This is a genomic window from Paractinoplanes brasiliensis (assembly GCF_004362215.1).
GTDB classification, from domain to species: Bacteria; Actinomycetota; Actinomycetes; order Mycobacteriales; family Micromonosporaceae; genus Actinoplanes; species Actinoplanes brasiliensis.
Window position 1 is genome coordinate 664,671 of sequence record NZ_SNWR01000002.1, and the last position, 24,014, is coordinate 688,684.

23 protein-coding genes are annotated in these 24,014 nt (G+C 71.1%); 18 read left to right on the forward strand and 5 right to left on the reverse strand.

Annotated features, from left to right (window positions below; genetic code table 11):
• Window positions 1-64 precede the first annotated feature (64 nt).
• The 9 genes from C8E87_RS35070 to C8E87_RS35110 all read left to right on the forward strand — a co-directional run bounded on the left by C8E87_RS35070 (window position 65) and on the right by C8E87_RS35110 (window position 9,057).
• On the forward strand, window positions 65-1,249 hold the full coding sequence (locus C8E87_RS35070) for an ABC transporter substrate-binding protein (RefSeq protein WP_133877704.1): 1,185 nt from the start codon (window positions 65-67) through the stop codon (window positions 1,247-1,249).
• Window positions 1,246-2,025 carry an ABC transporter ATP-binding protein gene (locus C8E87_RS35075; RefSeq protein ID WP_239080453.1) on the forward strand — a complete coding sequence of 260 codons (780 nt, stop codon included), beginning with the start codon at window positions 1,246-1,248 and terminating at the stop codon, window positions 2,023-2,025. Before C8E87_RS35070 ends, C8E87_RS35075 begins: the two co-directional genes overlap by 4 nt.
• A complete protein-coding gene (locus C8E87_RS35080) occupies window positions 2,022-2,702 on the forward strand; it encodes an ABC transporter ATP-binding protein (RefSeq protein ID WP_133877706.1) in 681 nt (226 codons plus the stop codon). The genes C8E87_RS35075 and C8E87_RS35080 overlap by 4 nt, the downstream gene beginning before the upstream one ends.
• Window positions 2,699-3,556 (forward strand): branched-chain amino acid ABC transporter permease, encoded by an 858-nt coding sequence (locus C8E87_RS35085; RefSeq protein WP_133877707.1) that lies wholly within the window; start codon window positions 2,699-2,701, stop codon window positions 3,554-3,556. Before C8E87_RS35080 ends, C8E87_RS35085 begins: the two co-directional genes overlap by 4 nt.
• Window positions 3,553-5,148 (forward strand): branched-chain amino acid ABC transporter permease, encoded by a 1,596-nt coding sequence (locus C8E87_RS45985; RefSeq protein ID WP_239080452.1) that lies wholly within the window; start codon window positions 3,553-3,555, stop codon window positions 5,146-5,148. Before C8E87_RS35085 ends, C8E87_RS45985 begins: the two co-directional genes overlap by 4 nt.
• Window positions 5,148-6,056 carry an SDR family oxidoreductase gene (locus tag C8E87_RS35095; RefSeq protein ID WP_133877708.1) on the forward strand — a complete coding sequence of 303 codons (909 nt, stop codon included), beginning with the start codon at window positions 5,148-5,150 and terminating at the stop codon, window positions 6,054-6,056. Before C8E87_RS45985 ends, C8E87_RS35095 begins: the two co-directional genes overlap by 1 nt.
• A gap of 165 nt (window positions 6,057-6,221) precedes the next feature.
• Complete coding sequence (locus tag C8E87_RS35100; protein WP_438866215.1) at window positions 6,222-7,094, forward strand: amidohydrolase family protein; 873 nt, start codon at window positions 6,222-6,224, stop codon at window positions 7,092-7,094.
• Entirely contained in the window at window positions 7,091-7,546 is a 456-nt protein-coding gene (locus C8E87_RS35105; protein WP_133877710.1) for a MaoC family dehydratase, read from the forward strand. The genes C8E87_RS35100 and C8E87_RS35105 overlap by 4 nt, the downstream gene beginning before the upstream one ends.
• Window positions 7,543-9,057 carry an acyl-CoA synthetase gene (locus C8E87_RS35110; RefSeq protein WP_133877711.1) on the forward strand — a complete coding sequence of 505 codons (1,515 nt, stop codon included), beginning with the start codon at window positions 7,543-7,545 and terminating at the stop codon, window positions 9,055-9,057. The genes C8E87_RS35105 and C8E87_RS35110 overlap by 4 nt, the downstream gene beginning before the upstream one ends.
• 35 nt (window positions 9,058-9,092) lie before the next feature.
• On the opposite strand, the gene C8E87_RS35115 is transcribed toward C8E87_RS35110, so the two are convergent.
• The gene (locus tag C8E87_RS35115; protein WP_133877712.1) at window positions 9,093-9,794 is read right to left on the reverse strand and encodes an SCO2207 family protein; all 702 of its coding nucleotides are present in this window, start codon (window positions 9,792-9,794) and stop codon (window positions 9,093-9,095) included.
• A 313-nt stretch (window positions 9,795-10,107) separates the two neighbouring features.
• Between C8E87_RS35115 and C8E87_RS35120 the strand changes: the two genes are divergently transcribed.
• The gene (locus C8E87_RS35120; protein WP_438866217.1) at window positions 10,108-10,809 is read left to right on the forward strand and encodes a DedA family protein; all 702 of its coding nucleotides are present in this window, start codon (window positions 10,108-10,110) and stop codon (window positions 10,807-10,809) included.
• Window positions 10,810-10,815: 6 nt separating this feature from the next.
• On the opposite strand, the gene C8E87_RS35125 is transcribed toward C8E87_RS35120, so the two are convergent.
• Both C8E87_RS35125 and C8E87_RS35130 read right to left on the reverse strand, forming a co-directional pair.
• Window positions 10,816-11,535 carry an ABC transporter permease gene (locus tag C8E87_RS35125; RefSeq protein WP_133877713.1) on the reverse strand — a complete coding sequence of 240 codons (720 nt, stop codon included), beginning with the start codon at window positions 11,533-11,535 and terminating at the stop codon, window positions 10,816-10,818.
• An 11-nt stretch (window positions 11,536-11,546) separates the two neighbouring features.
• A complete protein-coding gene (locus C8E87_RS35130; protein ID WP_133877714.1) occupies window positions 11,547-12,428 on the reverse strand; it encodes an ABC transporter ATP-binding protein in 882 nt (293 codons plus the stop codon).
• A 108-nt stretch (window positions 12,429-12,536) separates the two neighbouring features.
• On the opposite strand from C8E87_RS35130, the gene C8E87_RS35135 reads away from it, so the two are divergent.
• The 3 genes from C8E87_RS35135 to C8E87_RS35145 all read left to right on the forward strand — a co-directional run bounded on the left by C8E87_RS35135 (window position 12,537) and on the right by C8E87_RS35145 (window position 15,650).
• Window positions 12,537-13,694, forward strand: coding sequence for a sensor histidine kinase (locus tag C8E87_RS35135; protein ID WP_203720825.1), 1,158 nt, complete (start codon window positions 12,537-12,539; stop codon window positions 13,692-13,694).
• A gap of 87 nt (window positions 13,695-13,781) precedes the next feature.
• A complete protein-coding gene (locus C8E87_RS35140) occupies window positions 13,782-14,384 on the forward strand; it encodes a response regulator transcription factor (RefSeq protein WP_133877716.1) in 603 nt (200 codons plus the stop codon).
• A 93-nt stretch (window positions 14,385-14,477) separates the two neighbouring features.
• Entirely contained in the window at window positions 14,478-15,650 is a 1,173-nt protein-coding gene (locus C8E87_RS35145) for an NAD(P)/FAD-dependent oxidoreductase (protein ID WP_239080451.1), read from the forward strand.
• On the opposite strand, the gene C8E87_RS35150 is transcribed toward C8E87_RS35145, so the two are convergent.
• Entirely contained in the window at window positions 15,651-16,601 is a 951-nt protein-coding gene (locus tag C8E87_RS35150; RefSeq protein ID WP_133877717.1) for a putative type IV secretion/conjugal transfer ATPase, read from the reverse strand.
• Window positions 16,602-16,866: 265 nt separating this feature from the next.
• Here C8E87_RS35150 and C8E87_RS35155 point away from each other — a divergent pair, with 265 nt between their 5' ends.
• The 5 genes from C8E87_RS35155 to C8E87_RS35180 all read left to right on the forward strand — a co-directional run bounded on the left by C8E87_RS35155 (window position 16,867) and on the right by C8E87_RS35180 (window position 23,153).
• On the forward strand, window positions 16,867-18,357 hold the full coding sequence (locus C8E87_RS35155; RefSeq protein ID WP_133877718.1) for a DHA2 family efflux MFS transporter permease subunit: 1,491 nt from the start codon (window positions 16,867-16,869) through the stop codon (window positions 18,355-18,357).
• Between the two features lie 315 nt (window positions 18,358-18,672).
• Entirely contained in the window at window positions 18,673-19,284 is a 612-nt protein-coding gene (locus C8E87_RS35160) for a HEAT repeat domain-containing protein (RefSeq protein WP_133877719.1), read from the forward strand.
• Window positions 19,285-20,252: 968 nt separating this feature from the next.
• Entirely contained in the window at window positions 20,253-21,779 is a 1,527-nt protein-coding gene (locus tag C8E87_RS35170) for a GGDEF domain-containing protein (RefSeq protein WP_239080450.1), read from the forward strand.
• Window positions 21,780-21,795: 16 nt separating this feature from the next.
• The gene (locus tag C8E87_RS35175) at window positions 21,796-22,128 is read left to right on the forward strand and encodes a PadR family transcriptional regulator (protein WP_133877721.1); all 333 of its coding nucleotides are present in this window, start codon (window positions 21,796-21,798) and stop codon (window positions 22,126-22,128) included.
• Window positions 22,125-23,153, forward strand: a complete 1,029-nt coding sequence (locus tag C8E87_RS35180) for a hypothetical protein (protein ID WP_133877722.1) — start codon at window positions 22,125-22,127, stop codon at window positions 23,151-23,153. The genes C8E87_RS35175 and C8E87_RS35180 overlap by 4 nt, the downstream gene beginning before the upstream one ends.
• On the opposite strand, the gene C8E87_RS35185 is transcribed toward C8E87_RS35180, so the two are convergent.
• Window positions 23,150-23,974 (reverse strand): alpha/beta fold hydrolase, encoded by an 825-nt coding sequence (locus C8E87_RS35185; protein ID WP_133877723.1) that lies wholly within the window; start codon window positions 23,972-23,974, stop codon window positions 23,150-23,152. The genes C8E87_RS35180 and C8E87_RS35185 overlap by 4 nt on opposite strands.
• Between the last annotated feature and the right edge of the window lie 40 nt (window positions 23,975-24,014).

Genomic DNA, 24,014 nt, shown 5'->3' on the forward strand with positions numbered 1-24,014 from the left:
CCGATGCGCCTAACTTCGGTTCCGATATTCCTCGTCAACGTGCTCCCGGCTTTGGGAGGTATACGTGCGCAGAACCGTCCTCATCACCGCTCTCGTGCTCGTCGTGGCCACCGGTTGCGGCGGCAACTCCGATTCGTCCTCCGGCGGCGACGACCCCATCAAAGTGGGTCAGATCGTCTCGCTGACCGGCAACTACTCACCGCTCGGCACCGAGAACCAGAAATCGGTCGCCCTCGCCGTCGAGCAGATCAACGCCGCCGGCGGCGTCAACGGCCGGAAGATCGAGCTTTCCGTACGCGACGACAAGAGCCTGCCCGACCAGGCGGTGCTCGCCTTCAACGAGCTGAAGGACGGATCCGACGCCATCATCGGATCGCCGTTCTCCAACGCGGCGCTGGCCGTCGTCCCGCTGGTCGACCGCGAGGAGATCCCGTACATCTCGCTGACACCGGCCGACGAGCAGGTCAACCCCGTCCACCCGTACGTCTTCGTCGTGCCCGCCCTGTCCGGCACGTACGCCGAGGCCGCGCTCCAGTACTTCCAGGCGGGCAAGCTGACCCGCGTCGCGGTCGCCTACGACACCAAGAGCAGCTACGCCACGGCCGGCTTCAAGGGCCTGCAGGCAAAGGCTTCCGAGTACGGGGTCACGCTGAACCCGATCGAGCAGTTCCAGACCACCGCTACCGAGTTCAGCGCCGTCTTCACCCACGTACGCTCGTCGGACGCGCAGGCCCTGATGGTGTGGGGCACCGGCGCCCCCGCCGTGGCGCTGACCAAGCAGTACGCCGCCAGCGGCCTGAAGATTCCGCTGGTGCTGACCGGTTCCCAGGCCAGCAAGCTGTTCCTCGAACCGGCCGGACCCGCCGCCGAGGGCGTGACCATCATCAGCTCGATCGGCGTGGTCGGCGACGCCCTGCCCGACGGGGAACAGAAGAAGTCCATCGAGGAACTGTCGACGACGTTCACCGCCAAGCACGGCTACGCGCCGCCGCAGTTCGCGCAGGACGGCTACAGCGGCGTCAAGCTTCTCGCGGCCGCCATCACCCAGGCCGGGAGCACCGACCGGGCCAAGGTCCGCGACGCGCTCGAAGGCCTGACGCTGACCACCCCGAACGGAACGTACAAGTACTCGGCCACCGACCACAGCGGCCTGACCACCGAGTTCATCTCGGTCAACACGGTCAGGGCCGGAAAGATGGAACCCACCACCTACTCCCAGGAGAAGCTGGCCGGCCTGGGCGGCAAATGATGGGAGTCTCGATCAGCGTCGCGGGGGCGTCGCGGGCGTTCGGCGGGGTCTACGCCGTACGCGAGGTCGGCCTCGACGTCCCCCCGGGGGAGCTGCGCGCGGTCATCGGGCCGAACGGGGCCGGCAAGTCGACCCTGTTCGCCCTGATCGGCGGGCAGCTCGCCCTCGATGCGGGAACCGTGAGGCTCGACGGCGCCCGGATCGACCGGCTGCCCGCCCACCGCCGGGCGCGGCTCGGGGTGAGCGTGGTCTTTCAGGGCGCCCGCATCTTCCCCCGCATGACGGCCCTCGAGAACGTCATGGTCGGCGCGCACACGGCGACCCGGTCGGGCTTCCTGACCGCGGCGCTGCGGCTGCCCGCGCACGCACGGTCGGAGCGTCTGATCGCTTCCCGGGCGCGGGCGTCGCTCGACCGGGTCGGCCTGGCCCAGTGGGCGGACAGGCCGGCCGAGTCGCTGCCGCTCGGGCAGCAGCGTGCGCTCCAGCTCGCCCGGGCCCTGTGCGGGCGGCCGCGTCTGCTGCTGCTCGACGAGCCCGCGTCCGGCCTGCGTACGGGGGAACGCGAGCACCTGGCGGCGCTGCTGGCCGAACTGCGCTCGGAGGGCCTGACGATGCTGCTGGTCGAACACGACGTCGGCTTCGTCATGCGCCTGGCCGACCGGGTGACAGTGCTCGACCTGGGCCGGGTCATCGCCGAGGGCAGCCCGGCCGAGGTCCGCGCCGACCCGGCCGTCATCGCGGCCTACCTGGGCGACCACCAGGGATCGGCCGCATGAGCGGGCAGGCGGTGGTCGACGTGGCGGGGCTGACCGTCCGGTACGGGGCGGCGACCGCGCTCGACGGTGTCGATCTGCGTGTCGGCCCCGGCGAGATGGTGGCCCTCATCGGCGCCAACGGCGCGGGGAAGTCCACCCTGGTCAAGGCGCTCGCGGGGCTGGTCTCCGCGGCCGGCGGGACGGTGCATGTCCAGGGGCGGCTCGCTCAGGTCCCCGAGGGGCGCGAGATGTTCGCGGAGCTGAGCGTGGACGACAACCTGCGGCTGGGCGGCTGGCGCAACGGCCGGCACGGGCGGGACACCAGCGCGATCTACGAGCTGCTGCCGGAACTGAACGGGCTGGGCCGCCGCCCGGCCGGGACACTCTCGGGCGGGCAGCAGCAGATGGTGGCGATCGGGCGCGCGCTGATGGCGCGGCCGGACGTGCTCGCGATCGACGAGCTGAGCCTCGGCCTGGCCCCGATGGTCGTCGACACGCTCGCCGCGCACCTTCGTGCCCTGCACCGCGAGCGTGGGCTGGCCGTCCTGCTGATCGAGCAGAACGCGGCGCTCGCGTTCGAGCTCTGTGCCCGCGCGTACGTGCTCGAAGCCGGCCGGATGGTGCTCGAAGGGCCGACCGCCGACCTGGCCCGCGACCCCCGTGTGGTCTCCGCCTACCTGGGCGGGCCGGTCGGATGAACGACCTCCTCGCGTACGTGGTCACGGGCCTGGGTGTGGGCGCGGGCTATGCGCTGGTCGGCAGTGGGCTGGTCGCCATCTATCGGGTGACCGGCGTGGTCAACTTCGCGCAGGGGGCGTTCGCGGTGCTGGCCGCGATGCTGACGTCCACGCTGCTCGGGATCGGGCTCCCGCACGTGCTGTCGGAGCTCGCGGCGGTGCTGGTGGCGGCCGGCGTCGGGCTGCTCGTCGGCGTGGTGGCGATCGGGAAGCCGGGTACGGAGCCGGGCGCCGCGCTCATCATCACGCTGGGGCTGGGGGTTTTCGCGTACGCGGTCGAGATCGTCCTCTGGGGTGACCAGCCGCGCTCGTACGGCGGTCTGCCGGGCGTCGTTTCCGTGGGTGGCGCCCGTATTCAAGCCCACTACCTGCTGATCCTCGGCGTGACGGTGCCGGTGTTCGTGGCGATGGCCGCCTTCTTCACACGCACCGACCTGGGCAAGGCGCTCACCGCGTGCGCGAGCAACCGGTACGCCGCGCGGGTGGTCGGCATCGACGTACGGGCGATGGGGTTGCTCGCGTTCGCGATCGGTGGCGCCCTCGGCGGGCTGGCCGGGGTACTGACCACGCCGGTGCAACAGGTGACGTTCGACAGCGACGTGACGCTGATCGTGAACGGGTTCGCGGCCGCCGTGCTCGGCGGGTTGACCAGGCCGTTCGTGGCGCTGGCGGGCGGGTTGCTGCTCGGCGTCGCGCAGACGCTGATCGCGGGCTACGGCGGCGGCGCGTACCAGCTCGAGGTGGCGCTGCTGCTCATGCTCACCGTGATGATCGTGCAGGCCGCGCGTGCGGGTGGCGTACGGGAGGCCACATGAACAAATGGCTGGCCGGGGTGGTCGTGCTGGTGACGCTGGCACTGCCGCCGCTGCTTCCGGAACGGCACCTGGCCACGTACGTGCTGCTGGGGTTGACCGCGACGGTCACGGTCGGGGTCTCGCTGCTGATGGGGTACGCCGGGCAGGTGCCGCTCGGGCAGGCGGCGTTCTACGCGATCGGGGCGTACGGGGCCGGGCTGCTCGCGGTGCACGGGTTCCCGTCGCTGCTCGGGTTGCTGGTCGCGCCGCTGATCGCCGCGGTGGCGGCCGTGCTGCTGGGGGCGCCGCTGCTGCGGTTGCGCGGGCATCACCTGGCGTTCGCGACGCTCGCCGTCCAGCTCATTCTGCTGTCGCTGCTCAGCCAGGGCACCTGGGCGGGCGGCGCGATCGGGTTGCAGGGCATTCCACGGTTGTCGGTGGCCGGCTTCGAACTGCGCGAGGACGTCGGTTACGCGTACGTGGCCTGGGGTGTTCTGGCGGTGGCCCTGCTCGTCTCGCGCAACGTCGTGCGGTCGCGATCCGGCCGGGCCCTGCGCGCGGCGGCGACGAGCGAGACCGCGGCGGCGGCCAGTGGTGTTCCCGTGGGGGCGTATCGGCTGGCCGTGTTCGCGTTGTCGGCGGGGTTCGCGGGCCTGGCCGGGGGCGTGTACGCGTTCTATCTCGGTTACCTGTCGCCGGGATCGTTCCCCGTGCTGCTCTCGATCGAGTTCGTGGTGATGGCGGTCGTCGGCGGGCTCGGCACATTGTCCGGTCCGCTGGTCGGCGCGGTCGTGATCGTGCTGCTGGTGCAGGCGCTCAACACGCTCGGCACCCAGCCCGGCATGCCCTCGTACGCTCCGAGCGTGCTCTCGTACGCGGTGTACGCGCTGCTGCTGGTGATCGCGGTGCGCTACCTGCCGGGCGGTCTGGTGCCCGCCGCCCAGCGTCTCACGCGCCGGCTGTTTCCCGCGATCCTCACCGGCCCGGCAACAGACGGCGGGCCGGGCGGGTCTGCGACGGACGGCGGGCTGTCCGGGTCGGCAACAGACGGCGGGCTGTCCGGGTCGGCAACAGACGGCGGGTCTGCGACGGACCGCGGGCCGGGCGGGTCTACAACAGGCCGTGGGCCGGGCGGGTCGGCAACAGGCGGTGGGTCGGGCGGGTCTGCGACGGGCGGCGGGCCGGGCGGGCCCGCAGCAGACGGCGGGCGGGCCGGGTCGGTGACGGTCGGCCCCCGGACCGACGATGCGCCGGCGGCACTCGAATCCGGGGTCGGCGCAGGAGCCGGCACCAGGAACAGAGCGGCTTCGGATTCCGGGGTCGGCGCAGGGGCCGGGGGTGGAGCGGCTTCGGGTTCCGGGGTCGGCGCAGGAACCAGTGCCGGGGACCGCACAGGCAGCGGGCCCACGGTTTCGGGGCCACGGAGTGCCGGTGAGGAGCCGGGGACAACGGGTGGGCCCCTGCCGTTCGGTGGCGGGAAGGGGCGAGATCGGGCGGACTCGGGCGATCGGCCGGTGATGAGCCGGACGGGGGCGTCCGAATCGGCTCGGGTGCCGCGAACGGACGTGTCCGGCGCGGAGACGACGGGGCCTTCGGCGGAACAGGAGGAGTGATGGATCTCAGCGGCAAGGTGGCCATTGTTACCGGGAGCGGTCGCGGGCTCGGGTTCGCGTACGCGCGAGCGCTGGTGGCGGCGGGGGCTGCCGTTGTGGTCAACGACCTCGACCCGGAAGTGGTGGACAAGGCGGTCGCGGCGATCGGCGCGGACGGCGGGCGGGTGACCGGTGTGGCGGCCGCGGTGGGTGACAGCGCCGCCGCCGACCAGCTCGTCGAAACCGCCGTACGGGAGTTCGGGCGGCTCGACATCATGGTGACCAATGCCGGGATCCTGCGGGACCGGGTGCTGTGGAAGATGACCGACGACGACTTCGACGCGGTCGTGCGCGTCCACCTGCGCGGGACGTTCACGTGCGCGCGGGCGGCGGCGGCGCGCATGCGCGAGCAGGGGGAGGGCGGCCGGTTGATCCTGGTGTCGTCGCCGGCCGGGCAGCGCGGCAACTTCGGGCAGACCAACTACGCTGCCGCCAAGGCCGGGATCGCTGCGATGGCGCGTACGTGGGCTCTTGAGCTCGCCCGTGCGGGGATCACCGTCAACGCGGTCGTGCCGGTGGCGGCGACCGAGATGACCCGCACCATTCCCGCCTTCGCGCCGCTGATCGAGGAGTCGGAGCGTACGGGGGAGCCTTTGCCCGACTGGCTGCGGCGCGACGAAGGTCTGGGAACCGCTGACGACGCCGCGGGGCTGGTCGTGTTCCTGGCGTCGGAGGCGGCCGCGGACGTCACCGGACAGGCGATCGGGATCGGTGGGGACCGGCTGTCGTTGTGGTCGCATCCGAGCGAGAAAGCCGTCGCGTTCGCGGGCGGGGGATGGTCGGCCGAGGCCATTGCCGCCGAATGGCCCACGGGAATCGGCGCGCAACCCGAGACGTACGGCATTCCGGCCCCGGGAAGCCTGCAATGACCGGCTGCCCGCCGTTGTCTCGTCGGCCCCGACCTCTTGCTCGGACGTCGTTCCCACGCTCCTCTCGCCCGCCCCGTCCTCCTGCTCGGACGTTGTGCCCCGCTCCTCTCGCCCGTCCCGCCCGCTCGCTTGGACATTTCGGACGCCGGTATGAATGTTGACGACTTGACGGCCATTGATGTGCACACGCATTGCGAGGTCAGCCGGGACGGGCATGTCTCGCTCAGCCCGGAACTGCTCGAGGCCTCGGCCGCCTATTTCAAGGCCGGTGGCCCGCGGCAGCCCACCGTCGACGAGACTGCCGCCTATTACCGCGAGCGCCGTATGGCCGCGGTCGTGTTCACTGTCGACGCCGAACATCTGACCGGGCATCCCCGCATTCGCAACGAGGAGGTCGCGGAGGCCTGCGCGGCGCACGGCGATGTGCTCATCCCGTTCGCGTCGATCGACCCGCATCGGGGCCGGGCGGGGGTGCGGGAGGCTCGCCGTCTGGTGCGGGATCACGGCGTGCGGGGGTTCAAGTTCCACCCGAGCCTGCAGGGGTTCGCGCCGGACGACCGAATCGCCTACCCCCTGTACGAAGCGATCGAGGAGATGGGTGTTCCCGCGCTTTTCCACAGCGGCCAGACCGGGATAGGCGCCGGTGTGCGCGGTGGCGGCGGCATCCGGTTGCGGTACTCCAACCCGATGCTTGTGGACGACGTGGCTGTGGATTTCCCCGACCTGACCATCATCCTGGCGCACCCGTCGTTCCCGTGGCAGGACGAGGCGCTCGCCGTGGCCACCCACAAACCGCTCGTCCACATCGATCTGTCCGGATGGTCGCCGAAGTACTTCCCGCCGCAGCTCATCCGGTACGCCAACACGCTGCTTCAGGACAAGGTGCTGTTCGGCTCCGACTACCCCGTGCTGACCCCCGACCGCTGGCTGGCCGACTTCGCGGCACTGGACATCAAACCCGGGGTGCGGTCCAAAATCCTGAAGGACAACGCCGCCCGGGTGCTCGGGCTCGCCGACGACAAGGAGACCATCGCATGATCACCGTGAACGGACTCGACGAGGTGAAGGCGCTGGCCGGCCGGGATCTGGGGCACAGTTCCTGGCTCGAGGTGACGCAGGAGCGGGTGAACGCGTTCGCCGAGGCCACCGGCGACCACCAGTGGATCCATGTCGACTTGGAACGGGCGCGCGGCGGGCCGTTCAAAGGCACGATCGCGCACGGGTACCTGACGCTGTCGCTCGTCATCCCGTTCTTCTCCGAGATTCTCACTATCGAGGGCATCGAGATGGGCGTCAACTACGGCCTCGACAAGGTGCGTTTTCCCAGCCCCGTACGGGTGGGCTCGAAGATCCGCCTGGCCGCCGCGGTCGCCGAGGTGCAGGAGATCAAGCCCGGTTGCGTGCAGATGGTGCTCGACTTCACCGTGGAGATCGACGGTGTGGACAAGCCCGCCTGTGTGGCCCGGCCGGTGTACCGCTACTACGCATGAGGAACGCCGGCCTGGGAGCGTGGCCGGCCCGGCGTGCCGCGATCTCGCCGGGTCGCACCGCGCTCGTCTTCGAGGGACGGCGGATCACCTACGCCGAGTTGCACGACCGTGTCACACGGCTGGCCGGCCGGCTGCGGGAGGCCGGCGTCGACCGGGGTGACAGGGTCGCCTACCTGGGGCCGAACCACCCGTCGGCGGTCGAGACGATGTTCGCGACCCACCTGCTCGGGGCGACGTTCGTGCCGCTCAACTTCCGCCTGACCGCGCCCGAGATCGACTACATGCTCGCCCACAGCGGCCCCAAGGTTCTGGTGTACGCACCCACGAGCGAGCCGGTCGTCCGGGCGTTGTCCACAGGACCCATGCTTGTCGGCCTGGTGGACAAGTACGAGCAGTGGCTGGTGGACGCGCCGCGGCCCGCGTTCGACGTGCCTGTGGACAACGACGATCCGGCGTTCATCCTCTACACCTCGGGCACCACCGGGCGGCCGAAAGGGGCGGTGCTCACCCACGGCAACGTCATCTGGAACTGCTTCAACCTGCTCGTCGGCGTGGACGTCGCCGGAGACGAGGTCGGGCTGATCGGTGCGCCGCTGTTCCACGTGGCCGCGCTCAACCAGTGCCTGCTGCCCACCTTCCTCAAGGGCGGAACCAGCGTGATCATGCCGGCCTGGGACGCCGACCGTGCGCTCGAGCTCATCGAGGAGCAGCGGGTCACCTGGATGTTCGGGGTGGCGGCCATGTTCGCGGCGCTCACCCGGTCGCCGCGCTGGGCGGGGGCGGACCTGTCGTCGGTGCGCAGCGTCATGAGCGGGGGCGCCTCCATACCCGCCGCGCTCATCACCGCGTACGAGGAAAGGGGTTTGACCTTCTGCCAGGGTTACGGCATGACGGAGACCGCGCCGGGCGCGACGTTCCTGGAGGCGCGGGAAAGCCACGCGCACAAAGGGTCGGCGGGGGTGCCGGTGTTCTTCGCCGACGTGCGATGCGTGCGGCCCGACCTCACCGACACCGAACCGGGCGAGCCGGGGGAGGTCCTGATCCGGGGGCCGAACGTGACGCCCGGATACTGGGAGGATCCCCAGGCCACGGCGGGCGCGTTCGCCGACGGCGGGTGGTTCCGGTCGGGTGACGTCGCGGTGGTCGACGACGAGGGGCATTTCCACATCGTCGACCGGCTCAAGGACATGTACGTGTCAGGCGGCGAGAACGTCTACCCGGCCGAGGTGGAGGCGGCCGTCTTCGAACACCCCGACGTGGCGGAGGTGGCCGTGGTCGGCGTGCCCGACGACCGCTGGGGCGAGGTGGGGCGGGCCTTCGTGGTGCCGGTGGCCGGGCGCCGGGTCGACGCGGCCGGGTTGCGCGCGTTCCTCTCCGGGCGGCTCGCTCGCTACAAGATGCCCGTGTACGTGGAGATGGTCCCGGACCTTCCGCGCACCGGATCCGGCAAGGTGCGCAAGGCGCCGTTGCGGGTTCAGCCGTTGAACGCGGGAACGCCCGGCGAGCTTTGACGCCGCGCCGGGCGGTTCCCGCCGGACTCCGCGGGTCAGCCGACCCGCTCGATCACCGCACGGCGGATCAGGAACTTGCCCGGCTCCCGCACACCCTCGAACGCCGCGTTGTTGAGCAGAACGCAGCTACCTGACGTCGTCTCCACCTTGACGGTGATGCTCTTGTTGTTGTCCAGGTTGGTGACCTTCAGAGTGGTGCCGATCGGGAACGTGCCGCTCGACGCGAACGGGGCGCCGGCCTCGCCGGACAGCGTGACGGTCGAGCCCTTGCAGACAACCTCGCCGGCCCCGGTGCCGTTCGCTGGCCCGTTGGCCGAGCCGTTCCCCGCGGCGGGCGGCGCGGCCGGGGGGTTGGCGGCTGCCGGCGGGTTGGCGCCTTGCTGCCCACCCTTGTTCCCGCCCTGCTGGCCGGCGCCCTGGTTGCCGGCGGCCGCGCCCGGGACCTCGGCTGCCACGTCGGCGGTGCAGCCCGCCACGCCCCGTCGCTGGTTGATCAGGTCGACAACGGCCTGCCGGTTGGCGATCCGCGCCTCCGACTGAGCGTCCGGCGCCGCCCGCTGCCCCGCGATGAACTGCAGGTTCTGCCGCAGCGCCTGGTCCAGCCCGGCACAGTTCTCGCCCGCGCTGCTCATCCCGGTGCTGATCGCGAAGGCCCCACCCGCGAGCACCACGGCCGAGGCGCCCAGCACCACCTTGCGGGTCGTCGAGGACATCTTGCGCGTCTGGCTCCGGTACATGCGTGCTCCTAGGTCGTCGGGCTGCTTCGTGCAGGTACCGACAAGTACGCCCGGCCCCGCAACGACGGATCAGAACAGGAACCTTAAAGATCCTTAAATCCACGAACCCCCAGCTCAGGCGGCGCGGATGGGGTCGAACCGCGGATGGGAGCACGCGGACAGGATTCACCGCTCGCCGGGGCGGACGGAGGGAGGAGTCGCGCCGTTCGTCACGGACTGTGAGCAACCTTCAACCAGGGAACTCTCAGGCAGGCCGTCGATACTGCAGGGGGCCACAGACCGGACCCGCCGACGACGACCTCGAGGAGCGTTTGTGACTGTGCTCGCCGAAGCCGCCCCCGAAACTGCCGGCGGGCTGACCGGGTGGGCCGTCGGCCTGATGGAATCGCTCGGTGGCGTGGGCGCCGCCCTCATCGTGGGCCTCGACAACCTGTTCCCGCCCATCCCGAGCGAACTGGTGCTGCCGCTGGCCGGCTTCTCGGCCAGCCGGGGCGTGTTCAGCCTGCCCGAGGCCCTGTTCTGGACGACGCTGGGCTCGGTGCTCGGCGCGATCATCGTCTATTGGGCAGGCGCCCTGCTCGGCCGTGAGCGCACCCGCACCCTGGTGGGCTACATCCCGCTGGTCAAGGTGCAGGACTTCGACCGTTGCGAGGAGTGGTTCGCCAAGCACGGCACCAAGGCGGTCTTCTTCGGCCGCATGGTGCCGTTGTTCCGCAGTTTCATCTCGCTGCCCGCCGGGGTCGAGCGGATGAGCTTCTGGAAGTTCACGGCCCTCACCACGCTGGGCAGCTTCATCTGGAACACCCTGTTCGTCAGCGCCGGGTATGCGCTGGGTGAGAACTGGCACCGGGTCGAGGGGTACGCGGGCGTCTTCCAGAAGCTCGTGATCGCGGCCGTGGCCATCGGGATCGGCTACTTCATCTGGCAGCGCCTGCGCGCCCGCCGGCTGGGAGCCACCGACGCCGACGCGACGGTGGTGCTCCCAGTGGTGCGGCCCCGCAGCCACCGCCGCTGAGCAGGGTCAGCGGCGCGGTTCCCAGCGAAACATGCGCCGGGCGAAGGTGACCGCGACGACCACCCAGGCGAACGTGGGCGCGAGCAGCAGCAGCGAGTCGCTCAGCGCCACCCCGCCGTTCCAGGCGTTGAGCACCAGCTCGGTGGCCGCGCCGCCGGGCAGGATCCGTTTGACCCGGGCCAGCTCCTCGGTGCCGGTGATGCCGACCCAGCTCGCCACGGCGATCACGCCGAGGCTGACCGGCAGCGTGGTGACCTGGGCGTGCTCGGGGGAGTTCGTGACACCGGCCGTGGCCAGGGCCAGACCGATCATCATGGCCACCGTGGCGATCACGGCCACCACCAGCAGCGGAACGTTGTCGGGCTGCCCGGCGACCACGCCGAACACGACCAGGATGCCGGCCAGCTGCACGAGCGCGATGACGGTGGCGGGCAGCACCAGCCCGGCCAGGATGCCGCGGTCGCTCTCGGCAGTGGACCGCAGCCGTTTGAGGAACAGGTTCTGCCGGCGCGAGGCCAGCGTCGTCACCGTCGAGGTGTAGAGCCCGAAGGCGCCGACGGTGAACATCACGATCGCGGCGATGTAGCCCAGACTGGCCTGTTCGGCGAAAACCTCGTGCCGGTAGACGAAGAACGCGCCGATCGCGATCGGGATGATCAGGCTGGTGACCAGCACCAGCCGGTTGCGGAAGATCTGGGTGAGTTCGGAACGGGCGATGGCGAGCACGGGAGCCTCTTTCAGGATTCGATGGCGCGGAAGACGTCGTCCAGCCGGGTCGCCCCGGCCGACAGGTCACGCAGGTCCAGGGCGTTCTCCTGCGCCCAGGTGAGCAGCACGTGCAGGTCCTTCTGCAGGGTGAAGGTCTCGACGACCACCGACCCGTCGGCGGCCACGGCGCCTTGCAGCGGCAGGGCCGGTACGGGCGTGGCCAGGGTGAACTTGATGACCGAGGGCAGCGTGCGGGTCAGCTCGGCGACTGTGCCCTCGCGGTTCAGGACACCCTGGTGCATCAGCCCGATGCGGTCGGCGCGCTGCTGTGCCTCCTCCAGGTAGTGAGTGGTCAGCACGACGGTCGAGCCGTTCTCACGCAACCGGTCGACGGCGTTCCAGAGGTGGTCGCGCGACTGGATGTCCAGGCCGGTGGTCGGCTCGTCCAGGAAGATCAGTTCCGGGGTGCCCCAGACGGCCGTGGCGAAGTCGAGCCGCCGCTTCTCACCGCCGGAGAGCTGCCCGACCCGGGTGCCGGCCTTGCGGGTCAGGTCGACGACGTCGATCACGCGGTCGGCATCATCCGTACGCCGGGTCAGCTTGCCGATCAGGCCGACCGACTCGCGTACCGTGAGGTCGGGCGAGAACCCGCTCTCCTGCAACATGATCCCCATCCGGGGGCGCACCGCCGTACGGTCGCCGGGGCTGCGGCCGAAAACGCGCACGGTGCCCGACGACGGGGCGCGGTGACCCTCGACGATCTCCAGGGTCGACGTCTTCCCGGCGCCGTTGGTGCCCAGGAGCGCGTACAGCTCCCCGGGCCGGACCTCGAACGACAGGTCCTTGACGGCGTGGAAGTCGCCGTACGTGAGGTTGAGGTGGTCGACTTCGATGACTGGCGATGTGGACATGAGTCGAGAGAACCAGCGGAATCGCCGTACGGTCAGTGCCGCTGTGTCATGAGCGGACATGACATGGTGTCACTACTGGCGGCCCCCGGCACCGCGAATACTGGTGAGGTGAACTCACGGGCGTTGCGCATCACCGAGGCCACCCAGGGACGCCTGCGCCGGCTCAACCTGTACACCGCGCTGCCGCCGCTCATGCTGGCGGCCGTGGTCGTGGTGGCTGTCGACGTGCGGGTCTGGTGGCACGCGCTGGTCCTGGCGCCGGGCGTGATCGCGGCGGTGGTGGCCTTCGAGCGATGGACGGCCAACGACATCGGCCGGGTCGCTCTGCCGTGCGCGGTGGTCGCGGCCGTGGTGTGGCCGGTCGGCGCGCTCGTGGTGGGCAGCCCCAACGCGTACTGGGGAATCGCCACCGTGGCCTCGATGGCCATTCCCCGGCTGTCCCGCCGGCGGTACGAGGCCGCGGGCGCCCTGGTGGTCTTCGTCGCGGCGGCCGGCGCGTCCCGCCTGCTGATCGACTCCGGCGACGGGTCCACGGCCGGCGTCGGCGTCTTCCAGCTCTTGTCCCAGGGCGATGTGTTCGTCAAGTTCGTGCTGATCCCCACCGGACTGACCACGCTGGTGATCGTGCTCTCCTTCGTCGGCGAGCGGTTCTACGACCTGGTGCAGGAACTGGAGGTCGCCCGCGAACGCGAGGCCGAGCTGGCCGTGACCCGTGAACGGGTGCGGTTCGCCGGCGACCTGCACGACATCCAGGGGCACACGCTGCACGTCGTCAAGCTGAAGGCCGCGCTCGCGTGCAAACTCGTGCACAGCGACCCGGCCCGCGCCGAGGCCGAGCTGCAAGAGATCCACGAACTGGTCAGCGACACGATCCGGCAGACCAAGGAGCTCGCGTACGGGCAACGGCGGCTGAACCTGGCGGCCGAGCTCGAGAACGCGAAGAACCTGTTCGAGGCGGCCGGGATCCGGGTGCGTGTCACCCGCGAGTCCGAGGCCGACCCACGGGTCAGCGAGATGCTCGGGCAGGTGCTGCGCGAGACGACCACCAACATCCTGCGGCACGCCCAGGCCACACGGGTACGGATCACGCTCGGCGCGGCGGGCATCACGATCGTCAACGACGGCGCGGCGAGCAACGGGAAGCTCGAACTGCACGGGCTCTCGGCGCTGCGGCAGCGGATCGCCGGGGACGGGGGAGAATTGACCGTGGCGTCCGCATCCGGCGAGTTCACGACAGCGGCGTCTTTCCCGAGGGTGGGTGCGTGATGACGAACATGGAGCCGGCCGGCTTCCCGAGGGTGGGTGCGTGATGACGAGCGTGGAGCCGGCCGGCCTTCCTGGGGTGGGTGCTCGATGACGAGCGTGGTTCTGGCCGACGACGAGGCGCTGCTGCGCAAGGCGATCGCCGCCCTGCTGCCGCTCGAGGGCGACATCACCGTGTTGGCCGAGGCTTCCGACGGCGAGCAGGCTGTGGCCGCGACCCTGCGGCACTCCCCGGACGTGCTGGTGATCGACCTGGAGATGCCGAACGTGGACGGGCTGGGGGCAGTCGCCGAGATCCGTAAGTCCCGGCCCCAGCAGGTCATCCTCATGCTCACCCGGCACGCCCGTCCCGGCGTGCTGCGGAAGGCCTTGAAACTGGGGGTGCAGGGGTTCGTGAGCAAGTCAGCCGACCCGGCGCACATCGCGACGGTCATCGCCACACTGCACGGGGGCAAACGCTGGATCGACCCGGACGTGTCCGCGCTGGCCGTCATCGACGACGTCCCCCTCACCGACCGCGAACTGGACGTCCTGCGGGTGACCGGCGAGGGCTACTCGGTGGCCGACATCGCTGCCCGGCTGCACCTCGCCCCCGGAACCGTCCGCAACTACCTGTCCAGCGCCATGCAGAAGACCCAGACCTCGACCAGGCACGAGGCGGCCCGCTACGCCCGCGAACACGACTGGCTGTGAGGCGGTCGTCCGGGAGGCAAGGGCCGGAAAAGTCGGACAATGATGGTTGATCGGGCGTCGACACGGGTGACGCGCGTCATCCACTATGGCGAGGTGTATGACGTCATCGTGATCGGTGCCCGCTGTGCCGGGTCTCCGCTGGCCATGTTGCTCGCCCGCCGGGGCCTGCGGACGCTGCTGGTCGACCGGGCCACCTTTCCCAGCGACACCGTCTCCACCCACGTGATCCACCCGCCGGGCGCGGCAGCGCTGCAGCGGTGGGGGTTGCTCGGCCAGGTCGCGGCGACCGGGTGCCCGCCGGTGGGGCGTTACTCGTTCGACTTCGGGCCGGTCCAGCTCGCCGGCGCGCCGGGCACGGCCGAATCCCCGTACGCGTATGCGCCTCGCCGCCTCCTGCTCGACAAGATCCTCCTGGACGCCGCCGCGGCTGCCGGGGCCGAGGTGCGCGAAGGTTTCGGTGTCGAGGAAGTGCTGGTCGAGGACGGGCGGGTCACCGGCATCCGGGGCAGCGGCGGGCAGGTCGAGCGGGCGCGGGTGGTGGTCGGCGCCGACGGGCGTAACTCGGTGGTGGCCAAGGCGGCACAGGCACCCGCGTACGAGGATCACCCGCCCCTGACGGTGGGTTACTACTCGTACTGGAGCAACCTGCCGACCGACACGTTCGAGGCGTACAGCCGGCCCGGGCGGGGCTGGGCGGTGTGCCCGACCAACGACGACCTCACCCTGGTGATCGGCGGCTGGCCGCACGCGGAGCTGGCCGAGCACCGCAACGACGTCGAGGGCACGCTGATGGCGATGTTCGAGTCGTCGCCCGGGTTCGCCGAGCGCATCCGCGACGCCAAGCGCGAGGAGAAACTGGTCGGCGCCTCGGTCCCCAACTACTTCCGGGTCCCGTACGGTCCGGGCTGGGCCCTGGTCGGCGACGCCGGCTACTCGCGCGACTTCATCACCGCGCAGGGCATCACCGACGCCTTCCTCGACGCCGAGGGCCTGGCCGAGGCGCTCGCCGAGACGCTGGGCGGCGGCAAGCCGTGGGACGACGCGCTGGCCGGTTATCAGAGCCGCCGCGACACCCGGGCCATGCCGCACTACCGGATGACGCTGGGCATCGCCTCGCTGCAGCCGCCCGACGAGCAGATGATCGCGCTGGTGTCGGGCATCGCCGGCAAGCAGCCCGCCATGGACGCGTTCGCGCGGCTCAACTCAGGGGTGACGTCGCCCGTCGAGTTCTTCGCCCCCGAGAACGTGGGCAAGCTGCTGGCCTGATCACGCGGCGGCCAGCCGGAGCAGGACGGCGTGCCGGCCCGGCCCGTACTTCGCGGAGTACAGGGCCAGCACGCTCTTCCTGGTCTCGGGGCTGACGTCGGCCAGCGTCGTGGTGGCGACCTCGCGCGGCAGCTCGCTCTCGTCGATGTCGACCCAGTGCTCGCCCTCGTGCAGCACGTAACGCAGGGTCAGCTCGCCGACCCGCAGCCGGTAGTGGTCGGCGAGGTCCAGCAGGCCCGCCGCGCCCCACCGGGTCGTGAAGGCCTCCAGCGCGAGCCCGCCCACGTCACCGCGCACCCGTACCTCACGCTGGTGGTTCTCGCTCACGCGGCGGTCACGGAACAGCCCGTACGAGAGCCAGTTGTCGACGCGATAGAAGGCGTGGGCCGGGCCGATCTGGCTGATCCGCACCTGGAACCGCTCGCGGTGGCGCCCCGGCAGCGACCGCAGGAACGCGTCGAGCTGCTCGATGTTGAGCCGCATCAGCGCGATCGCGTCGGTCGGGGCCACCTGCCGGGCCCGCTCGGCGGCGTCGGGGCACGACGGGTCGGTCAGCATGATGCGGAAGTGCACACCCCGGTCGAGCGCGGCCATCACAGCGGCCCGGAACCCGTCCAGGTGCTCCGTCTCGAGCAGGCCTGTCCAGTGCTTCCAGATGTCGACGCGGTCGGTCGCGCTGTCGATGCGCCGGATGACGTCGCGGTAGTCGAGCCGGGTGCGCCAGCGTACGGCGTTGCGGTTGAGCGACAACACCAGCGGCTGCAGCACGAGCACCGCCAGCACCAGGTCGAACAGGTTCGCCCCGATGTTGATGCGCAGCTCGGTGCCGAAACCCTCGGTGTGCCGCAGCGGATAGAGCGTCAGGAAGCTGCCCAGCAACAACAGGATGCCGATCCCGGCGTACAGGTAGGACAACCAGTATCTGCTCCCGGGCAGTCGCGGCCGACGCATGACGACCATGGTCGCAGCCGGGAACCACAGTGGTCGATACCGGGTCGCACCCGGCCCGTCCGCCGGGGCTGCGCGCCGAGGTGCTCGAACGCGGGCCGGCGCAGAACGCCCAGGTGACGCCGGCTGGGGGCTCGCCGTCCGTCAGGAGCGGGTCCGGCGCGAGATGGTCGCCGATCGGTAGCTTTCCCGAGCGGGCGTCTCATGACCGTCCGGACCTCTGCCGATGCGGGGAACGACACCAACCCGCGTACGTGGAAGGTTACGGATGACCACCGACATTCAGGCGCGCCCGGCTGTGCCGCCGCCCGCGCCACCGGCACAGACGGGCCGCTGGTGGGCGCTCGTCGTGCTCGCGACCGCCCAGCTCATGGTCGTGCTGGACGCGACCATCGTGAACATCGCGCTGCCGACGGCCCAGGCCGACCTCGCGTTCTCCGACGCCGACCGGCAGTGGGTCGTCACCGCGTACGCGCTCGCCTTCGGTTCCCTGTTGCTGCTCGGCGGGCGCCTGTCGGACTTCTTCGGCCGCAAGCGCATGTTCCTCATCGGCCTCGTCGGTTTCGCGCTGGCCTCGGCCCTCGGCGGCGTCGCCGACGGGCTCGAGATGCTGATCGCGGCCCGCGCGTTGCAGGGCGCCTTCGGGGCCGCCCTCGCCCCGGCCGCCCTTTCGCTGCTGTCCACCACCTTCACCGAACCCACCGAGCGCGGCAAGGCGTTCGGCATCTTCGGCGCGATCTCGGGCGCCGGCGGCGCGGTCGGACTGCTGCTGGGCGGCTTCCTGACCGAGTACGCCTCGTGGCGCTGGTGCCTGCTGGTCAACCTGGTCATCGCGGCGGTCGCCGTGGCCGGTGCGCTGTGGCGTCTCACCGACGAGCCGGTCACGTCCCGCGCCCGGATCGACATCCCGGGAGTGGTCACCTCGGTCCTCGGTCTGGTCGGCCTGGTCTTCGGCCTCGGCAAGGTGGAGACCGACGGCTGGGGCTCGGCCACCGCGCTGGCGCCCATGATCGGCGGTGTGGTGCTGCTGGTCGCGTTCGTGGTGATCGAGTTGCGGGTCGCCAACCCGCTGCTGCCGCTGCGCGTGGTGCTCGACCGCAACCGGGGCGGCTCCTACGCCGCGATCAGCATCTCCGGCATGGGCATGTTCGGCATCTTCCTGTTCCTCACGTACTACCTGGTCGGCAACCTCGGCTTCACGCCCGTGCAGACCGGCCTGGCGTTCCTGCCGATGCTCGGCGCGATCATGCTCTCGGCCACCACGGCCGGCTCGATGCTCACCCCCAGGATCGGCCCGCGCCCGCTGGTTCCGCTGGGCGCGCTGATCGCCGCGGGCGGCATGGCGTTCCTGACCCGCCTCGACCTGGACTCCACCTACGCGTCGGGCGTGCTGCCCGGCCTGCTGGTCATCGGCCTGGGTCTCGGCCTGGTCTTCGCGCCCACGCAGAACGCCGCCACCAGCGGCGTCGAGCACCGCGACGCCGGCGTGGCCTCGGCAATGATCAACACGGTGCAGCAGATCGGCGGCTCGATCGGCACGGCCCTGCTGAGCTCGTTCGCGGCCACCGCGGCCACGAACTACGCCACCTCGCACCCGCGCTCGGCCACCCTGATGGCCGAGGCTTCGCTCGCCAGCTACCACACCGTGTTCTGGTGGTCGTGCGGCCTGTTCCTGGCCTGCGCGGTCGTCTCGGCGCTGCTGTTCCGCAGCGGCCCGCTGGCCGTCGACCCGGACGCGCCGAAGGCGATGGCCCACTGACTTCGCAGCCGGCCGTCGATCCGGACGCGTCGAAGGCCGTGGCCGACTGACTTCGCAGCCGGCCGCCGACCCGGGACGCGTCGAAGGCCGTGGTCCGTTGACTCCGCAGCCGGCCGCCGACCCCGACGCGTCGAAGGCCGTGGCACGTCGATTTCCGTTCCGCATCGGGCCACGGCCTTCGGCTCCGAACGCCGAAGGCCGTGGCCCGCCGGGTTCCGGTCTTCTGTGGGTCGCCGGCCGTGTCCCGCTGATTTCCGCGCCTCGCCGGGTGGCGATGTGACCACTCTCAGCTAGCCATGGTAATAATGTCCGTCGATGAACGGGGATGCGGAGTGGCAGCAGTGGCGGCGCGAGACCTTCGGCGTCCCCGGCACGGTGCGGCGTGACGGGCCGCAGTTCACGGGCCTGATCGAGGCTGCCCGCCGCGAGCCGCGCCGCGTCGAACGGATGCTGCGAGCCGGACTGGCCGCCGGCGACATGCTGGCGGCCCAGTCGTTCACCGCGCTGGCCGCCGCCGGGCTCGCCCCCGCCGACGCCGTGAGCATCCTGCGCACAGCTCTCGTCCGCGCCACCGACGAGTTCCGCATCCGCGTGGCCGAGGCCCTCTACACCCTGACCCGCGACCCCGGCTGGGCCATGCCGATCGCCGGCGCCCTGTCCGGGGCCACTTCCGAGCTCGTACGCCTCGACGCCGCCGTCGCCCTGGGCAGCTTCCCGCCCAGCACAGCCCTGGTGCGGGCGCTGGCCACGGCGGTCCGCGACCCCGAATACCTGGTCCGCTACCACGCGGCGAACACGCTGCTGCGCTGGTCGGGCGACCCCCGCCAGGTCGACGGCGTCCCCACCCTGCTGGAGAAACTCACCGGCGACACCGAGGGCGCTTGGCAGGCGGCCGCCGACGAGCTGACGGCCCGCCTCTCACGCTGACCCTGTACGGCGTCCTGGTCGTCGCGTGTTCGCCGCCGGCGCCTGTGCGGGGTTGTGGTGGGTCGGGTGTTCGCTGCTGGCCGCTGTGCGGGGTCGTGGTGGGTCGCGTGTTCGCTGCTGGCCCCTGTGGGGCGTCCTGGTCGGTCGCGTGTTCGCCGCCCGACCCCGTACGGGGTCCCGATCGACCCCGTCGCCGCCGGCCCCCCGTACGGGTGAAAGGTCGTCGATCTGTGGCGGGAGTGTCGTTGGGTGGTTGTGGATGACGAGGAGTGGGAGCACACGATCGGGCCCGGCACGACGATTGCCCTGATCGCGGGCTTCGTCGTCTTTTACGGGCTGTTCATCGCCATCGCCCTGGCCCGTGGGTGACGGATCGGCCGTTGTGGATGCGCGTTTCGCCGCGTGGTTTCTGCTCGGTTCGATCCTGTACGCCTTCTGCGGCCGTCGCCATTCCAAGCTCAACACGGATCGCTGAGACCAACGTCGTCCCCGGCTCAGGAATCCCGGCCCGGATCCCGGGTGGCCGCCCGTGGGCCACGGGCCGCATGGCATCGGGGGGCCGTTCCCGGTTCGGCCGGCCGGGATCGGGGCGGCGTGCCGGCGCACGATCGCGGTCGGGCCGGTGTGCTGAAGCTGACAGCGGGCTGAGGGAGGTTGGCGCCGGTCGGAGGTGTGGCCGAGACTGGGGCTCCGGGTCGGGACGGGGGAGGAGCCCGCATGCGTGGTCTTGGGCAATGGTCGTTCTTCTGGCGGCGGAAGCAGTGCTCCGCGAGCGTCGCCGCGCGGCCGGTGACCGGTGGGGGATGCCGCCGGGTCAAGCCGGCCGACACGCCGCCGATCAGGCTGCGGCGCTCGTCGCGGCGGCCGGGCGGGGTGCGCGCCCCAAGGCGGCGCTCCTGACGGGCTGACCCCGGCGACCGTACGGGGTGAAACCTCAGACCTTCGCCCCGGCAGCCGATAGCGACTGCGTGAAGCAGCACAGGTCGGGTCTCACCGCTTTCCGACGGGACCCCGTCATCATCGCGTCCGCCCTGTGGGTGCTGACCGGCTGCCTGCTGATCCTCACCGCCGCCGGGGACGCCAACCGGCAGGTCCAGCTCTTCTGGCTGTTCCAGCCGCCGCTCGACCTGGTGCTCGTCTATTCGTCGTGGCGGGTATACCGGATCTCCACGATGCCGGCCCGCCGGTTCTGGGCGGTGCTGACGCTGGTCGCGGCCACGTTCACGATCGGCGACACGTCCCAGGTGGTTCTCGCTCTGCGGGGACACGACCAGTGGTCGACGGTCGGCGGCCCGATCCAGAGCGGCTGCTTCGCGGTCGGCGTCGGCGTGCTGATCGTCGCGATGCTGGCCCATCCCATGCCCGGTCGCAGCCGCCGCGAGATGCTCGCGTTCTGGCTCGACGCGGCCACCGTGCTCATCGGCGGCGCCGTCGTGGCCTGGTGTTTCGCTGTCGCCCCGAGCGAGCCGGGCAACGTGCTGAGCACGCTGGTCTCCGGCGCGGTCATCTTGACCTCGGGTTTCGCCGCGGTGAAGCTGGTGCTCAGCGGCAACGCGCCCATGCACCGCTTCGCGGCCCTGCCGATGATCGGCTCGGCTGTCGTCAACACGATCGGCTTCTTCCTCGCCCCGGCGGCCGACGGCCCCATGCCCGCCCACGTCTACGCCGTACGGCTGCTCCCGTCGATGCTCATCCTGATCGGCCCGCGGTTGCAGGAGATCGTCGTGCGCGACTCCGAGGCCACGACTTCCGGGACGCGCCGTCGCAAGCCCTACAGCCTCCTCCCGTACGGGTCGATCGCGGTGGCTTTTGCCTCGGTGCTCGTGGTGCTGCCCGACAAGCCCAGCACCCGCCTGTGGGGTGCGCTCACCGGGCTGGGCCTCATCTTCGCGCTCGTGGTGTGCCGGCAGCTGGCCGCCTTCCACGACAACACCCGCCTGATCGAACGGCTCGACGCCACCCTGGCCGAGCTGCGCGAACACGAGGTCAGGCTGCGCCGGCAGGCCGAGACCGACGGCCTGACCGGGCTGGCGAACCGTACCCACTTCCATGACCAGGTCGCGCCGGCGCTGCCCGGCCGGATCGGCGTGCTGCTGATCGACCTCGACGGGTTCAAGGCCGTCAACGACACGCTCGGCCACGCCGCCGGGGACACGCTGCTGATCGGCGTGGCGGAAAAACTGCGTTCCTCCGTACGCCCCGGCGACCTCGCCGCGAGGCTGGGCGGCGACGAGTTCGCGGTGCTGCTGCGCGACTGCGACACCGGCGAGGCCGTGCGCACGGCCGACCGGATCCTCGCCGCGCTGGAAGAACCAATTCCGTTCGAGGGCACCGCCGTGCATGCCAACGCCAGCATCGGGGTGGCCTGCGCCGCGCCCGGCGACGACGTGGGCGGCCTGCTGCACCGGGCCGACACGGCGATGTACGCCGCCAAGCGTGACGGGAAGGGCTGCTGGTCGATGCTCGAGCACACGGTTGACGGTATATATCGCTAGCCGTACTGTGGGGGCCATGCGGGAACCGACTTTCCTGATCCTTGCCTCGGTGGCCGACCAGCCATTGCACGGCTACGGCATCATCCAGGCCGTCGCCGAGCTCTCCGACGGCCACGTCAATCTGCGCGCCGGCACGCTCTACGGCGCTCTCGAACGCCTTGCTGAGCAGGGCCACATCGAGGTCGACCGCGAAGAGGTGGTCGAGGGCCGGCTGCGGCGTTACTACCGCATAACCGACAGCGGCGCGGGGGCGCTGGCGTCCGAGATCGAGCGGTTGCGGCGCAACGCCGCGGCCGCTGAGAAGAGGTTGAGCAAGCGCCCCAAGCTGTCGTTCGGCGGTGCCGCGTGAGCATCGAACGCCGCTACCGCCGCCTCCTGCTCGCCTACCCCGGTCCCTACCGGCGCGGTCACGGCGCCGAGATCGTCACCACCCTGCTCGAGATGGCCGGCGACGAGCAGACCCGCCCCACCCGGGCCGACTCCTGGCATCTGGTGCTCAGCGGCGCGCGTCAACGCTTTCGCCTGCCCTCCGGCCGCCCGCTGGCCTGGCTCGCGGCGGTGCTGATCACGGTGATCGGCGGCGCGTTCGGGGCGGCCGCGGGCTCGTGGGCGGCCGAGCGGACGTTCGCCGACCTGCCCGGCGACGCCCGGCTCGAGGCCCTGACGCGCCAGGTGGCAGGCGGCGGGGTCGAGTTCGGCTCCGACCGCTCGGCGTCGCCCTGGTGGACGACGATGGCCTCGGCCACGACCGACCAACCCGGCTGGACACCCGAGGCGGCCCAGCAGCGCCTTGCGGCCGACGGGTGGCAGACCGGCGCGATCGCACCCCGTACAGGCAAGTCCTTCGCGTGGGATCCCGACACCGGCGCCGTGGCCGAGGTGCCCCTGCACGGCAGCGAGTTCGAGGCCACCCGTGACGGGCTGCGTCTCGAGGTCAGCGGCTACGTCGGCAACGGTCACGGCACGGTTTCCGTCAACGTGTGGCCGGCCGGCACGGGCGCGATGATCCCGGCCGCGCTGGCCGGCGCGCTGCTGGGCCTCGTCGGCGGATGGCTCGTGGCGGCCGCGGGGGCCTATCGGGTGCGCGCGCTGACCGTGCCGCGCCGCCGACTCGCTTCCGCGCTCGCGGCCGCCGGGCTGGCCACCCTCGCGTTGCCGGCGTTCGCCTTCTGGGTCAACGTGTGGCGGGTGCTGGCCTCGTCCGACGACGTCGCCTGGACGGTGCACAGCGCCCTGAACGCCGGCCCGTACTGGTCGTACGGGACGCCGTGGATGCTGCTGCAGCTGACGGTCGCCGGGGCCGTGCTCGCGGTCGCCGCCTGGGCCCTGCTGCTGACCCGCCCCACGGCCGGCCCGGTGCCGGTTCCGGCCTAACGGCTCAGAAACGAATCGAGCAGGGCGGCCAGCTCCCGTGGGCGACTCAACGCGGGGGTGTGGCCGCCCTCGATCTCGTCCGGCGTGACTCCGAGCCGTTCGGCGGCGACCCGGCGCAGATAGCGGGGTGGAAACAGCCGGTCGTCACGGCACAGGACCACGCGGGTCGGCACGTCGGGCCAGCGGGTCAGCGGCGACGGCTCACCCATCCGGGCGTCGGACTGATTCTTGCCGCGCTCAACGGCCTCGGCGGCCAGGGCGGGCGGCACGTCCTGATAGAACAGCTCGATCGTGCCGTTGTGGTCGCCGGTCGGCTCCTGGTCGTACCCGGTGTTCCTCCAGTACTCGATCACCGACTCACCCGGGGCGGGGATCATGGGCGCCACGAGCACGAGCAGGTCGGCCCTGAGCCGCTCACAGACAAGCGGAGCCGTGAAGCCGCCCAGCGACTGACCAACCACAACCACCTTCCCCGTACGCCCCCCGCCCGGATTCCCCGTGCGCTCGTCGGTTGGTTTCCCCGTGCGGTTGTCGGCTGGTTTTCCTGTGCGCTCTCCGGCTTGATTCCCCGTGCGCTCGTCGGCTGGTTTCCCTGTACGGTTGTCGGCCGGCTTCCCCGTGTGCTCGTCGGTCAAATTCCCGGTACTGGCTCCGACCGCGCTGATCACGGCGTCGGCGTACTCGGTCAGCCCGGCGGTGTCGTCGTCGCACGGCAGATCGGGCGCAACCGTGTCGTGGCCGCGCCGGCGGAGCTCCGCTTCGACCAGATGCCAATACCACCCGACATCTCCGGCCCCATGAATCAACACGAACGTGGCCATCGTCCCTCCTGACGCAGCGCCCTCAGCGGCTCAAATCCCT

Coding starts and splice junctions, on each gene's coding strand:
- C8E87_RS35075 (WP_239080453.1), top strand. CDS start 1,246: ATGATGGGAGTCTCGATCAGCGTCGCGGGGGCGTCGCGGGCGTTCGGC.
- C8E87_RS35080 (WP_133877706.1), top strand. CDS start 2,022: ATGAGCGGGCAGGCGGTGGTCGACGTGGCGGGGCTGACCGTCCGGTAC.
- C8E87_RS35085 (WP_133877707.1), top strand. CDS start 2,699: ATGAACGACCTCCTCGCGTACGTGGTCACGGGCCTGGGTGTGGGCGCG.
- C8E87_RS45985 (WP_239080452.1), top strand. CDS start 3,553: ATGAACAAATGGCTGGCCGGGGTGGTCGTGCTGGTGACGCTGGCACTG.
- C8E87_RS35095 (WP_133877708.1), top strand. CDS start 5,148: ATGGATCTCAGCGGCAAGGTGGCCATTGTTACCGGGAGCGGTCGCGGG.
- C8E87_RS35105 (WP_133877710.1), top strand. CDS start 7,091: ATGATCACCGTGAACGGACTCGACGAGGTGAAGGCGCTGGCCGGCCGG.
- C8E87_RS35110 (WP_133877711.1), top strand. CDS start 7,543: ATGAGGAACGCCGGCCTGGGAGCGTGGCCGGCCCGGCGTGCCGCGATC.
- C8E87_RS35115 (WP_133877712.1), bottom strand. CDS start 9,794: ATGTACCGGAGCCAGACGCGCAAGATGTCCTCGACGACCCGCAAGGTG.
- C8E87_RS35130 (WP_133877714.1), bottom strand. CDS start 12,428: ATGTCCACATCGCCAGTCATCGAAGTCGACCACCTCAACCTCACGTAC.
- C8E87_RS35140 (WP_133877716.1), top strand. CDS start 13,782: ATGACGAGCGTGGTTCTGGCCGACGACGAGGCGCTGCTGCGCAAGGCG.
- C8E87_RS35150 (WP_133877717.1), bottom strand. CDS start 16,601: ATGCGTCGGCCGCGACTGCCCGGGAGCAGATACTGGTTGTCCTACCTG.
- C8E87_RS35155 (WP_133877718.1), top strand. CDS start 16,867: ATGACCACCGACATTCAGGCGCGCCCGGCTGTGCCGCCGCCCGCGCCA.
- C8E87_RS35160 (WP_133877719.1), top strand. CDS start 18,673: ATGAACGGGGATGCGGAGTGGCAGCAGTGGCGGCGCGAGACCTTCGGC.
- C8E87_RS35175 (WP_133877721.1), top strand. CDS start 21,796: ATGCGGGAACCGACTTTCCTGATCCTTGCCTCGGTGGCCGACCAGCCA.
- C8E87_RS35185 (WP_133877723.1), bottom strand. CDS start 23,974: ATGGCCACGTTCGTGTTGATTCATGGGGCCGGAGATGTCGGGTGGTAT.